At 62.7% G+C, this 12,636-nt stretch carries 14 protein-coding genes; 5 read left to right on the forward strand and 9 right to left on the reverse strand.

Annotated elements, in window-relative coordinates; genetic code table 11:
* Positions 1 to 8 precede the first annotated feature (8 nt).
* The 4 genes from ruvA to aspS form a co-directional block, all read right to left on the reverse strand.
* Positions 9 to 614 (reverse strand): Holliday junction branch migration protein RuvA, encoded by a 606-nt coding sequence (gene ruvA, locus ACYAF3_RS02295; protein ID WP_003086122.1) that lies wholly within the window; start codon positions 612 to 614, stop codon positions 9 to 11.
* Between the two features lie 16 nt (positions 615 to 630).
* The gene (ruvC, locus tag ACYAF3_RS02300; RefSeq protein WP_003112575.1) at positions 631 to 1,155 is read right to left on the reverse strand and encodes a crossover junction endodeoxyribonuclease RuvC; all 525 of its coding nucleotides are present in this window, start codon (positions 1,153 to 1,155) and stop codon (positions 631 to 633) included.
* Positions 1,156 to 1,239: 84 nt separating this feature from the next.
* Positions 1,240 to 1,986 carry a YebC/PmpR family DNA-binding transcriptional regulator gene (locus ACYAF3_RS02305; RefSeq protein ID WP_003086107.1) on the reverse strand — a complete coding sequence of 249 codons (747 nt, stop codon included), beginning with the start codon at positions 1,984 to 1,986 and terminating at the stop codon, positions 1,240 to 1,242.
* A 66-nt stretch (positions 1,987 to 2,052) separates the two neighbouring features.
* Positions 2,053 to 3,828, reverse strand: a complete 1,776-nt coding sequence (gene aspS / locus ACYAF3_RS02310) for an aspartate--tRNA ligase (protein ID WP_046638563.1) — start codon at positions 3,826 to 3,828, stop codon at positions 2,053 to 2,055.
* 439 nt (positions 3,829 to 4,267) lie between these two features.
* Between aspS and ACYAF3_RS02315 the strand changes: the two genes are divergently transcribed.
* Both ACYAF3_RS02315 and ACYAF3_RS02320 read left to right on the forward strand, forming a co-directional pair.
* Positions 4,268 to 4,738 (forward strand): Dps family protein, encoded by a 471-nt coding sequence (locus ACYAF3_RS02315; protein ID WP_003086103.1) that lies wholly within the window; start codon positions 4,268 to 4,270, stop codon positions 4,736 to 4,738.
* Between the two features lie 213 nt (positions 4,739 to 4,951).
* A complete protein-coding gene (locus ACYAF3_RS02320; RefSeq protein ID WP_128669601.1) occupies positions 4,952 to 5,566 on the forward strand; it encodes a cold-shock protein in 615 nt (204 codons plus the stop codon).
* Positions 5,567 to 5,614: 48 nt separating this feature from the next.
* Here the strand turns inward: ACYAF3_RS02320 and ACYAF3_RS02325 are convergent, their stop codons facing one another.
* On the reverse strand, positions 5,615 to 5,824 hold the full coding sequence (locus ACYAF3_RS02325; protein WP_015648240.1) for a SlyX family protein: 210 nt from the start codon (positions 5,822 to 5,824) through the stop codon (positions 5,615 to 5,617).
* Positions 5,825 to 6,253 carry an HIT family protein gene (locus tag ACYAF3_RS02330; protein ID WP_003086095.1) on the reverse strand — a complete coding sequence of 143 codons (429 nt, stop codon included), beginning with the start codon at positions 6,251 to 6,253 and terminating at the stop codon, positions 5,825 to 5,827.
* 718 nt (positions 6,254 to 6,971) lie between these two features.
* On the opposite strand from ACYAF3_RS02330, the gene ACYAF3_RS02335 reads away from it, so the two are divergent.
* Positions 6,972 to 8,297, forward strand: a complete 1,326-nt coding sequence (locus tag ACYAF3_RS02335; protein ID WP_023107107.1) for an OprD family porin — start codon at positions 6,972 to 6,974, stop codon at positions 8,295 to 8,297.
* Between the two features lie 63 nt (positions 8,298 to 8,360).
* Here the strand turns inward: ACYAF3_RS02335 and ACYAF3_RS02340 are convergent, their stop codons facing one another.
* Entirely contained in the window at positions 8,361 to 8,768 is a 408-nt protein-coding gene (locus ACYAF3_RS02340; RefSeq protein ID WP_003086091.1) for a PaaI family thioesterase, read from the reverse strand.
* A gap of 107 nt (positions 8,769 to 8,875) precedes the next feature.
* On the opposite strand from ACYAF3_RS02340, the gene ACYAF3_RS02345 reads away from it, so the two are divergent.
* Both ACYAF3_RS02345 and ACYAF3_RS02350 read left to right on the forward strand, forming a co-directional pair.
* Complete coding sequence (locus tag ACYAF3_RS02345; RefSeq protein ID WP_003109948.1) at positions 8,876 to 10,591, forward strand: proline--tRNA ligase; 1,716 nt, start codon at positions 8,876 to 8,878, stop codon at positions 10,589 to 10,591.
* An 8-nt stretch (positions 10,592 to 10,599) separates the two neighbouring features.
* Complete coding sequence (locus tag ACYAF3_RS02350; RefSeq protein WP_003102379.1) at positions 10,600 to 11,556, forward strand: hypothetical protein; 957 nt, start codon at positions 10,600 to 10,602, stop codon at positions 11,554 to 11,556.
* 16 nt (positions 11,557 to 11,572) lie between these two features.
* On the opposite strand, the gene ACYAF3_RS02355 is transcribed toward ACYAF3_RS02350, so the two are convergent.
* Positions 11,573 to 11,848: an acylphosphatase gene (locus ACYAF3_RS02355; RefSeq protein ID WP_003102385.1), complete on the reverse strand. Its 276-nt coding sequence runs from the start codon at positions 11,846 to 11,848 to the stop codon at positions 11,573 to 11,575.
* Positions 11,848 to 12,312 (reverse strand): TlpA disulfide reductase family protein, encoded by a 465-nt coding sequence (locus ACYAF3_RS02360; RefSeq protein WP_003102387.1) that lies wholly within the window; start codon positions 12,310 to 12,312, stop codon positions 11,848 to 11,850. Before ACYAF3_RS02360 ends, ACYAF3_RS02355 begins: the two co-directional genes overlap by 1 nt.
* Positions 12,313 to 12,636 lie beyond the last annotated feature (324 nt).

A 12,636-nucleotide genomic window follows, 5' to 3' on the forward strand; every position in this document is an offset into this window, starting at 1 on the left:
GGCGCCACCTAGACCATGCCCTTCAGGGCCTGGCGGATCATTTCTTCGCTGGACAAATCCTCTCCCGGTACGGCTGCGACGGCACGACTGGCTTCCTGTGGCTTGAAGCCGAGGGCGATCAGCGCGCTGACTGCATCGGCCTCGGCGCTTGAGACTGTAGCGCTGGCACGGGGTTCCATCACCAACGGTGCAATCGTGGGCATGTTTTCCCAAGCCTTGAAGCGGTCCTTCAACTCCACCAGCAGGCGCTCGGCGGTCTTTTTGCCAACACCGGGGATCTTCACCAGGGTGGAGGTGTCCTGTGCCTGGACGCAACGCACCAGTTCGTCCACTTCCAGGCCCGACATCAGCGCTAGAGCCAGTTTCGGACCCACGCCGTTGAGCCGGATCAGCTCACGGAACAGCTCTCGCTCGCGCTTTTCGGCGAAGCCATAGAGCAAGTGCGCATCCTCACGCACAACCAGATGGGTATGCAAGGTCACCGGCTCGCCTACCGAAGGCAACCGATAGAGGGTCGTCATCGGCACTTCCACTTCATAGCCGACGCCATTCACATCGAGGATCAGGTGCGGCGGCTGTTTCTCCGCCAGGGTGCCACGCAAGCGTCCGATCACGAAGAGCTTTCCTTATTCAAAGACGCAGGCGCCCGCCACGTCGGCGTGCGCCCACCAGGCCATGGGGGACCAGACTCTGTTGGGTATGGGCATGACACAGGGCGATGGCCAGGGCATCGGAGGCATCGATCTGCGGTTTCTGGGTCAGCTTCAACAGATGCATGACCATCATCTGCACCTGCTGCTTGTCTGCACCGCCGGTCCCCACGACTGCCTGCTTGACCTGCGAGGCGGTGTACTCCGCCACGCTCAACCCCTCCTCCATTGCCGCGACGATGGCCGCCCCCCGCGCCTGCCCCAGCTTCAGGGCCGAATCGGCGTTGCGCGCCATGAACACCTGCTCGATGCTCAGGGCCGTCGGGCCATGGGTGCGGATCACCTCGCGGACGCTGCGAAACACCACGTGTAGACGCTCGTGCAAGGGGCCATTACCGGTCCGTATACATCCGGACGCCACGTATTCGCAACCGCGCGCCGTTTCCCGCACCACGCCGAAGCCGGTGATGCGCGAGCCCGGGTCAATCCCTAGAATCAAAGTCATAAGCTGGATACTAAAAGCCGGAAGCGGGGTTCGAACGCATCAAGCGTACCCCACTTCCGGCTTCGCGTTATCGCTCCGATCGGCTCAGCCGAGCTGCGCCATCACGTCGTCCGGGATATCGGCATTGGAATAGACGTTCTGCACGTCGTCCAGGTCCTCGAGCATGTCGATCAGCTTGAGCACCTTCTGCGCGGTTTCCAGGTCCAGGGTCGCGGTGGTCGAAGGGATCATGGTGACTTCGGCTTCGTCGCCCTTGAATCCGGCGGCGGCCAGCGCCTCGTTCACCGAAATGAAGTCGGCGAAGGTGGTGAACACGTCGATGGAGCCATCATCGTTGACTACCACGTCATCGGCGCCAGCCTCCAGGGCCGCGTCCATCAGCGCTTCCTCGTCCACGCCGGGAGCGAAGCTGATCTGTCCCTTGCGCTCGAACATGTAGGCGACCGAACCATCGGTGCCCAGGTTGCCGCCACACTTGCTGAAGGCATGACGCACTTCGGCAGCGGTACGGTTGCGGTTGTCGGTCATCGCCTCGACGATGATCGCTACGCCGCTCGGCGCATAACCTTCATAGGAAAGCTCGACCATGTTGTCGGCATCGTTGGAGCCGACGCCGCGCGCAATGGCACGGTCGATGGTATCGCGGGTCATGTTGGCGGTCAGCGCCTTGTCCACGGCCAGGCGCAGACGCGGGTTGTCCGCCGGGACGCCGCCGCCCTGCCTTGCAGCGACGGTCAGCTCACGGATCAGCTTGGTAAAGATCTTGCCTTTCTTGGCATCTTGCCGCTCTTTGCGGTGCTTGATGTTGGCCCATTTAGAATGACCAGCCATAACTCACTCCGTATTGCTCTCTCGGCAGGAGGCGCCGCAAGCGGCGCCTCCGCGGGTTGATTCGAATCACTCGGCCTTCGGCTGCTCGCGCAGGCGAATGTGCAGCTCGCGCAGGGCCTTGCCGTCCACGGAACCCGGTGCCTGGGTCATGACGTCGCCAGCGCTCTGGGTCTTCGGGAAGGCGATCACTTCGCGGATAGACGATGCACCGGTCATCAGCATGACCAGGCGATCCAGGCCGAAGGCCAGGCCGCCATGCGGCGGCGCACCGTACTTGAGCGCGTCGAGCAGGAAGCCGAATTTCTCTTCCTGTTCCGCCTCGTCGATGCCCAGCACACGGAACACCGCCTGCTGCATGGACTTGTCATGGATACGGATGGAACCGCCACCCAGCTCGGTACCGTTGAGCACCATGTCGTAGGCGCGGGAAAGCGCCGCGCCCGGATTGGCCTCAAGCTCGGCCGGGGTGCACTTGGGCGAGGTGAACGGGTGGTGCAGCGCGGACAGCGAGCCGTCGTCGTTCTCCTCGAACATCGGGAAGTCCACGACCCACATGGGCGCCCACTCCCGGGTGAGCAGCTTGAGGTCATGGCCGACTTTGATACGCAGCGCGCCCAGGGCATCGCAAACGATCTTGGCCTTGTCGGCACCAAAGAACACGATGTCGCCGTCGACCGCGCCAACGCGATCGAGGATCACGTTCAGGTTGGCCTCGGGGATAAACTTCACGATCGGCGACTGCAGACCTTCCACGCCCTTGGCGCGCTCGTTGACCTTGATGTAGGCCAGGCCCTTGGCACCATAGATGCCGACGAACTTGGTGTAGTCGTCGATCTGGCTGCGCGGCATGGAGGCGGCGCCCGGCACACGCAGGGCGGCGACACGCCCCTTCGGATCGTTGGCCGGACCGGAGAAGACCTTGAACTCCACTTCCTTCAACTGGTCGGCGATGTCCACCAACTCCAGCGGGATGCGCAGGTCGGGCTTGTCCGAACCGTAGCGGCGCATGGCCTCTTCGAACGGCATGTGCGGGAACTCGTCGAACTCGACATCCAGCACTTCCTTGAACAGCTGGCGCACCATCTTCTCGGTGATGCCGATGATGTCGCTCTCGTCGAGGAAGCTGGTCTCGATGTCGATCTGGGTGAATTCCGGCTGGCGGTCGGCACGCAGGTCCTCGTCACGGAAGCACTTGGCGATCTGGTAGTAGCGATCGAAGCCGGCGACCATCAGCAGTTGCTTGAACAACTGCGGCGACTGCGGCAGGGCGAAGAAGTGGCCCGGGTAGGTACGGCTCGGCACCAGGTAGTCGCGCGCGCCTTCCGGCGTCGGCCGGCCGAGGATCGGGGTCTCGACGTCGAGGAAGCCGTTGTCGTCCAGATAGCGGCGAATGCTGCTGGTGATGCGCGCGCGCAGCTTCAGCTTAGCGGCCATCTCCGGACGACGCAGGTCGATGAAGCGGTAGCGCAGGCGGGTTTCCTCGCCCACATCGGAGTATTCATCCAACGGGAACGGCGGAGTCTCGGCCTGGTTCAGCACTTCCAGTTCGTAGCCCAGTACCTCGATGGAGCCAGACGCCATGTTCGGGTTGCGCGCGCCTTCAGGGCGCAGGCGCACCTTGCCGGTGATCTTCACCACGAACTCGCTGCGCACCCGGTCGGCCTTGGCGAAGGTTTCCGCACGGTCCGGATCGAACACCACCTGGGCCAGCCCCTCGCGATCGCGCACATCGAGGAAGATCACTCCACCATGGTCGCGGCGGCGGTGAACCCAACCGCAAAGGGTGACTTCCTGGCCGTCCAGGCTCTCGTTCAGTTGGCCGCAATAGTGGCTGCGCATCATGGTGTGGTTCGCTTCTCGTAAGTCTTGGATTCTGTGGAGCCGCCGGCTGCCTGGCGACCATTGCCGGGCTCTCGCCGGCCCTGACCGAGCACCGGAACCATCGGTACGCCCCCGGAAGGACATCTCCCGCGCTGCCCGGTGAACGGCAACGGCGAAGCACCCGCATCCGGGTCCACTTCGCATTGAAGGCGGGGATTATAGCCTGAAAAATCCATGGCTTGCAGCCAGCCCCGCCGGCCTGTCACGCGGGAAGCCAGGCCGTTGAACGGAAGCATTTCGCCGCACCCTGCGAACCATTCGCTTGACCGGGCAGTCGGAATAGATTCTCCCTATCGCCGCCTTTGACATAGACCAAGAGCGCTGGGAAAAACCCTGTGTTAGCCTCACTCCAACTGTTTCGGAGTGCCCCATTCACAAGGCCGACTGAAAGGAGAACGCCATGGAAATCAATATCGGAATCGGCGAACAGGATCGCGCAGCCATTGCCGAGGGCCTGTCGCGGCTACTGGCCGACACCTACACCCTCTACCTGAAAACCCACAACTTCCACTGGAACGTCACCGGCCCGATGTTCAATACGCTGCACCTGATGTTCGAAGGTCAGTACACCGAACTGGCCGTTGCCGTGGACGACATCGCCGAGCGCATCCGGGCCCTGGGCTTCCCGGCGCCCGGCACCTACGCCGCCTACGCCCGCCTGTCGTCCATCAAGGAAGAGGAAGGCGTGCCGGAAGCCGAGGAGATGATCCGGCAACTGGTCCAGGGCCAGGAAGCCGTGGTGCGCACCGCCCGCAGCATCTTCCCGCTGCTGGACAAGGTCAGCGACGAACCCACCGCCGACCTGCTCACCCAACGCATGCAGGTACATGAAAAGACCGCCTGGATGTTGCGCAGCCTTCTCGCCAGCTGATCGTCGATCGCTCGATAGAAAGCGGGGCCCGCCTCAGGGCCCCGCCCTCCCCTCCGGCGCCAACCGCTTGATTTGAGTAGCCTCCTGCTTTCCTGTTAAATAGCCGCCGTGCGTCACACGCATAGGCCGGCCGTCCTTCCGCACCTTTCGTTTCATGCACCGAAGCGCTGTCCGGCTACTTGATCGTTACCCCATCAAGGTGAACTCATTGACATGTTGAAAATCGTCCTTCTGGTCACGGGCGTCGCCGCCCTATTGCTGTCCTTCATTCCCAGCCTAAGAACCGAAGCCACACCCTTCCTGCAACATCCCGATGCCATCTACCTGGCCATTCTGGGCCTGATCAACCTGCTCTTCGCTCCCGTACTGCAATCGTCACATCCAACCCGCCCGCTGCAGGCCGGCGCAGCCGCCCTGCTGGTCCTGGGCGTCGTCCTGCAGGCACTGATCCTGCTGGCGTCGCTGCCGACCATCGCCGACCAGCCGGCGATCGTCCTGCCCCTGCTAAGCCTGGTGCTGGCCACGGCCCTGCAACTGGCGGGCAGCCTGAAGCCCGGCAAACCGGTCTCGCACAGCGCCAGCGCCCCGACGGCCCTCGGCGGCAGCCAGGACAGCGGCAACCGGGAGACCGGTACCGTGAAGTGGTTCAACACCTCAAAAGGTTTCGGCTTCATTTCCCGCGATTCGGGCGAGGACATCTTCGTCCACTTCCGAGCGATTCGCGGCGAAGGCCACCGCATCCTCATCGAAGGCCAGCGCGTGGAGTTCTCGGTGGTACAACGGGACAAGGGCCTGCAGGCGGAAGACGTAATCGCCTCCCGCCGCTGACCGCCGCGAAAAACAGAAAACCCGCCGAACGGCGGGTTTTTTGTGCATTCAATAATGGGGAGGAGGCGCTTCGTCTTCCCCCGCCTCGCCCACCAGCCCCTGGACGTCTTCCAGACGCTTGATCAATGCCGCGACCTGAAGCTGCAGTCGCTCGATGCTGCGCTGCTGCTCGACCACCACATCGTTGAGAGCCTGCAAAGTGTCATCCTGGAAAGCCTGGCGGCATTCCAGGTCATCCATGCGCGCGCCCAGCTCCATCTAGGCCTCCCCGGCAAAACGGAAGCCATCGGTCAGCACCATCCGCAACTTGCCGCGGATCGCCTCGACCTGCTCGGAAGAATAAGGCTGAGCCGGATGGCGCCCCCAGACAGGGCCGGGCCAGGCGTCGTCGCCACGTCGCCGGACGATCACGTGCATGTGGAGCTGGCTGACCACATTGCCCAGGTTAGCGACATTCATCTTGTCCGCACGGAAGGTGTCCTTGAGCACCTCTGCCAGCAGCGTGGCCTCGCGCCACAGCGCCTGCTGGTCATCGACATCGAGCTGGAACAGCTCGGTGACATCCTCCCGCCTCGGCACCAGGATGAACCACGGATAGCGGGCATCGTTCATCAGCAGCAGGCGGCTGAGGGGAAAGTCGCCGAGCAACAGGGTGTCCTGCTCCAGCCGGGGATCCAAAGCGAACATACTGACCTCTCCTGTTCGACCGTCATTCATGGACAGCTTAGCCCCTCCTTCCGAGAAGGGACCCGCCATAACTGCCGCGCAGGATACTTCGCCGCCCGGCCAAAGCAAGCCCGCACATCCGACCGCCCCAGCTTGGCGCGCCTCTCCTGCCGAACGCCCCATAAGATGCCGGTCGAATGAATACAGCGCGATGCCGAACATAAGACATGCCGTGGATACAAACGCATTCGCCACAGACAACTCGATGGCAACCAACCCTTGAAGCAGACGGATTACAAACAGGTTTCAAGGCATGATTCGTTTGCTTTCAAACAGAATAGCTTCGCTCTCGAAGAGACCAACTGGAATACATAGGCGAAGCCGTTTTCCAATTTGTGCACGGAGTTTGCTTATACCTCTTTCATCACAGTAAGAGGGGCCGTACGGAACATGACATTTTTATTACAAGACCCCGCCAATCGGGAAAAGCGACTTGAGAAGCGACCTCAACAAGAGTGACCAAGCCCGCGACATACGTCATTTTTTCAACTGCGCACCTACGCAGATGCGACATACGTCATGCAATTTTGCGACAACGCCGTAAAGAATCCGTCGCTTCGGAACCTCAACTATCGCCAAGAAACACTGCGTGCTATAAGTTAGCGCCGACAAGAAGAACTAGCCGTCACTGCGGCACTGTGATGGCAGAGATAATTTCAAAACCAAAGGAGCAATCACAATGAAAGTGATGAAGTGGAGCGCCATTGCACTGGCGGTTTCCGCAGGTAGCACTCAGTTCGCCGTGGCCGACGCATTCGTCAGCGATCAGGCCGAAGCGAAGGGGTTCATCGAAGACAGCAGCCTCGACCTGCTGCTCCGCAACTACTATTTCAACCGTGACGGCAAGAGCGGCAGCGGGGACCGCGTCGACTGGACCCAAGGCTTCCTCACCACCTATGAATCCGGCTTCACCCAAGGCACCGTGGGCTTCGGCGTCGATGCCTTCGGCTACCTCGGCCTGAAGCTCGACGGCACCTCGGACAAGACCGGCACCGGCAACCTGCCGGTGATGAACGACGGCAAGCCGCGCGACGACTACAGCCGCGCTGGCGGCGCCCTGAAGGTGCGCATTTCCAAGACCATGCTGAAGTGGGGCGAAATGCAACCTACCGCGCCGGTCTTCGCCGCCGGCGGCAGCCGCCTGTTCCCGCAGACCGCGACCGGCTTCCAACTGCAGAGCAGTGAATTCGAAGGGCTCGATCTCGAAGCGGGCCACTTCACCGAAGGCAAGCAGGGCACCACCACCAAGTCGCGCGGCGAACTCTACGCAACCTATGCAGGTCAGACCGCCAAGAGCGCGGACTTCGCCGGCGGCCGCTACGCGATCACCGACAATCTCAGCGCCTCCCTGTATGGCGCCGAATTGAAAGACATCTATCGCCAGTATTACCTGAACACCAACTACACCATCCCGCTGGCATCCGACCAGTCGCTGGGCTTCGACTTCAACATCTACCGCACCACCGATGAAGGCAAAGCCAAGGCCGGCGACATCAGCAACACCGCCTGGTCCCTGGCCGGCGCGTACACCCTGGACGCGCACACCTTCACCCTGGCCTACCAGCAGGTGCATGGCGACGAGCCGTTCGACTACATCGGCTTCGGCGAGAACCGTTCCGGCGGCGGCGGTGACTCGATTTTCCTCGCCAACTCCGTGCAGTACTCCGACTTCAACGGCCCCGGCGAGAAATCCTGGCAGGCCCGCTACGACCTGAACATGGCCTCCTACGGCGTTCCCGGCCTGACCTTCATGGTTCGTTACATCAACGGTAAGGACATCGACGGCACCAAGGTCGACTCCAGTTCCTCCTACGCGGGCCTGTACGGCGAGGACGGCAAGCACCACGAGACCAACCTGGAAGCCAAGTACGTCGTCCAGGCCGGCCCGGCCAAGGACCTGTCGTTCCGTATCCGCCAGGCCTGGCACCGCGCCAATGCCGACGAAGGTGAAGGCGACCAGAACGAGTTCCGCCTGATCGTCGACTATCCGCTGTCGATCCTGTAATCGACCGACAGGCAACGAAAAAACCCGGCATCGCCGGGTTTTTTCTTCTCGGCGGCAACGCGCCTATAAAGGAAGGGCGTAGGTACCGGTCACATGGGCCACCAGGTCTTCCTCATTACTCTGCGAAAACACTCCGACCTCGCAGACGACCTGGCGCCGCCCCAGCTTGAGGATGCTCGCCTCGGCCAACAGGTCCTCGGGCCTGGGCTTGCTGAGGAAGTTGATGTTCAGGTTCGAGGTCACGGCCATCTCGACCGCCCCGAGACGCCCGAGAATGACCGCGTACATCGCCGCGTCGGCCAGCGCCATGATGGTCGGGCCGGACAACGTTCCACCGGGACGCACCAGCTTGCCGTGAAAAGGTATGCGCGCCAGCGCATGTCGTTCGTCGAGACGCTCGACACGAAAATCGATGTCCTCGGCCATGGGCAGCCCCATGCGGATCAACGCCTGTACCTGCGCCGCGTTCATTGCCTGCTGACTCCTCATCATCGATGGCCGGCGCCCTGTACGCAGCCAGACCGGCACCGTACAATGCCCAGCCATTCCTCCCGATACAACCGACATAACGGCCAAAGATGCGTACCAGTCAGTATCTGCTTTCCACGCTCAAAGAAACCCCCGCCGACGCGGTGGTAATCAGCCATCAACTGCTGCTTCGCGCCGGCATGATCCGTCGCCTGGCCTCGGGTCTCTACACCTGGCTGCCAATGGGCCTGCGGGTACTGCGCAAGGTCGAGACCATCGTCCGCGAGGAAATGAACGCTGCCGGCGCCCTGGAAGTGCTGATGCCGGCGGTGCAGCCGGCCGAGCTGTGGCAGGAGTCGGGGCGCTGGGAGCAATACGGCCCTGAGCTGCTGCGCCTGAAGGACCGCCACGAGCGCGAATTCTGCGTAGGCCCGACCCACGAAGAAGTGATCACCGACCTCGCGCGCAACGAGCTGAACAGCTACAAGCAACTGCCGATCAACTTCTATCAGATCCAGACCAAATTCCGCGATGAGATCCGCCCGCGCTTCGGCCTGATGCGCGGACGCGAATTCATCATGAAGGATGCCTATTCCTTCCACCTGAGCCAGGACTCGCTGCAGCAGACCTACGACGGGATGTACCAGGCGTACAGCAAGATCTTCTCCCGCCTCGGCCTGGATTTCCGTCCCGTGCAAGCCGACAACGGCTCCATCGGCGGCAGCGGCTCCCATGAGTTCCACGTGCTGGCCAACTCCGGCGAGGACGATATCGTCTTCAGCGACAGCTCCGACTACGCCGCGAACATCGAGAAGGCCGAAGCCGTGCCGCGCGAGAGCGCCCGCGGCAGCGCCACCGAGGACATGCGCCTGGTCGACACGCCCAACACCAAGACCATCGCGGCCCTGGTGGACGGCTTCCAGCTACCGATCGAGAAAACCATCAAGACCCTGGTGGTGCATGGCGCCGAAGAAGGCACCCTGGTCGCCCTGATCGTCCGCGGCGATCACGAACTCAACGAAATCAAGGCCGCCAACCAGCCGCTGGTCGCCAGCCCGCTGGTATTCGCGTCGGAGGCCGAGATCCGTGCCGCCATCGGCGCCGGCCCCGGCTCGCTGGGCCCGGTCAACCTGCCGATCGCCTGCATCGTCGACCGCTCCGTCGCCCTGATGAGCGATTTCGCCGCTGGCGCCAACATCGAGGACAAGCACTACTTCGGCGTGAACTGGGAGCGCGACCTGCCGCTGCCCGAGGTCGCCGACCTGCGCAATGTCGTCGAAGGCGACCCCAGCCCGGACGGCAAGGGCACCCTGGTGATCAAGCGCGGCATCGAGGTCGGTCATATCTTCCAGCTTGGTACCAAGTACAGCGAAGCGATGAAGCTGAACGTCCTGAGCGAACAGGGCAAGCCGGTCAACCTGATCATGGGCTGCTACGGCATCGGCGTATCCCGCGTGGTCGCCGCCGCCATCGAACAGAACCATGACGAGCGTGGCATTCTCTGGCCAAGCGCACTGGCGCCGTTCCAGATCGCCCTGGTACCGCTGAAGTACGAAACCGAGAGCGTCAAGCAGGCGACCGACAAGCTCTATGCCGAGCTGACCGCAGCCGGTTTCGAAGTGCTGCTGGACGATCGCGACAAGAAGACCAGCCCCGGGGTGAAGTTCGCCGACATGGAGCTGATCGGCATTCCCCACCGCATCGTGATCAGCGACCGCGGCCTCAACGAAGGCGTCCTGGAATACAAGGGCCGCCGTGACAGCGAGTCGCAGAACCTGCCGATCGGCGAACTGATGTCGTTCATCACCGAAAAACTCAGCCGCTGAGCGTAACGATGCCCACCGGAAGACCCCTGCGCCTATTCGCCGCCGCCCTGTGCGGCGGCCTTCTGCTGAGCGGCTGCGCCAACCAGTTGCCGCAGCGTAGCGAGCATGAGGAGCGCGTCGAGCGGAAGCTGCTCGAACACACCCTGCAAGTCGATGTCGGCCAGCCCGATGTGCTCGAACTGCCGCAGCGCCGGGTCCGGATCAACGACCAGAAGTCCTTCGAGGTCACCGAGTTCGAGGTGACGCGCCGTTACGACCGCTATACGCCGTACCAGGCCTGGCGGGAGATCTACGAGATCCCGTTGGGCGCGGTGGCGCTGGTGGCCGGCGTCGGAGCGAACATCGTCAACGTGGTGACCTTCGGCAGCGTACCGGACAACATCACCCACGGCTGGATCAACTACGGACTGGCCGGGGTGAATCCGTTCATGAACGTGGAATCCAACGGTCGCGCCGAACAGAATCTCGCGAGCATCGACGAGAAACAGCGCGACAAGCGCCTGGAATACTCCAGCCTGCCCTGGGCGGAGCGTCCGGTCCTGGTCAGTTCCGGCAAGGAACTCAACGAACTGCTTACCGACCGTCATGGCGTGCTGCGCCTCAACCTGCTCGACAGCCCCTTCGCCGAACAGGACATCAGCCGCATCTCGCAGATACACCTTTCGGTGAGCGACCCACAGGATGGTACCCGCGCCGATGCCAGCCTCCGCGTCAGCCGCAGCCTGCGCGGCAAGCTCCTGGAAGCTCACGCCCTGATCTATGACGACCTGGAAGGCGATGACGTCCACCACTGGGTCCATCGGGTGAAACGCCTCGCGGAGCTGGGCCTGGAAGAAGAAGCCAGCGAACTGGAACAGAGCCTGATCGAGCTCACGCGCAACGACCCCGAACTGCAGCAGCAGTTCATGCATGCCCTGCTCCGGGATGCCGGTCGCCTGGCCGCGGACCCTGGCGAGACGCCCTGACGGCGAACTCGCCTCGTCAGCGACGGACGACGAAGCCAGCGATCCCCTGCAGCGGCATTTGCTCGACCTCGACCGCAGAGACCTCCGCGTGCCGCGGGCCCCGCCCCAGCCATCGCTCCAAGGCTTTCGCCCGGTCCTCCTCGCCCTCCCAGACGACTTCGACACGCCCGTCATCCAGGTTTCGCACCCAACCGTCGAGTTCGAGGCGATCAGCCTCTTCCCGGGTCGCCTGACGGAAACCGACGCCCTGTACCCGGCCGCCGACATAGGCATGCAAGCAGATCCTCGCCATCAGCGTCCCTCCCGCAAAGCCTCGAGCTGTTTCAATATGCCATCGGCCGTCTGCTCGCCCAGCAGACGCTGACGCATTTCCCCCCGAGCATCGACGATATAGGTGACGGGCAACGCTTCGCTGCGAGGGAGCTTGAAGCGAGGCGCCGGATCATCGGCCAGCACGGTGAAGCGAATCCCCATGCCATCGGCCGACTTCTTCAACTCGGCATCGCGCAGGCCATCGAAATTCACGCCAATGACGCGCCCGCCCTGCCCTTCCAGCACCTGCGCAAGGCGATTCATCTCCGGAATCTCGGTCCGGCAGGGCGCGCACCAGTCAGCCCAGTAATTGACCACCAGCCAATGCCCGTCCAACTGCTCCGCAGCGACAGGACGCCCGTCCTGGTCGACTCCGTAATCCGCCGAACAGCCCGCGAGAAACAACACCGCAGCAGCGCCCAGCGGGCGTAGCCAACTCCCCATGTCAGGAACCTCTCGAGTCAGGAAAACTTCGGCCGGACCAGGGCAACCCGGCGCGGCACTATGGCGAGACCTTACTGGAAGCCATCCACCTCTGCAAAACCGAGTGGAGACGAATATGGGAAGAAGAAGCCCCGATACTTCCTACAAGGCACAAAGTGCGAGGAGAGTCACGACGATCGCCGTCGAACCGCACAGTTTGACGCAAAGGACCACCCCTATAATCCGCGTGCCACACACGACACGACGACTCAACCGGCCGTATGCCCAGGCATCGGCAGGATCGACTTGGGGAGAAGTCGAGAGCGACGAGTCCGAAGCCCTTTT

This window comes from Pseudomonas sp. TZ252 (genome assembly GCF_056110345.1).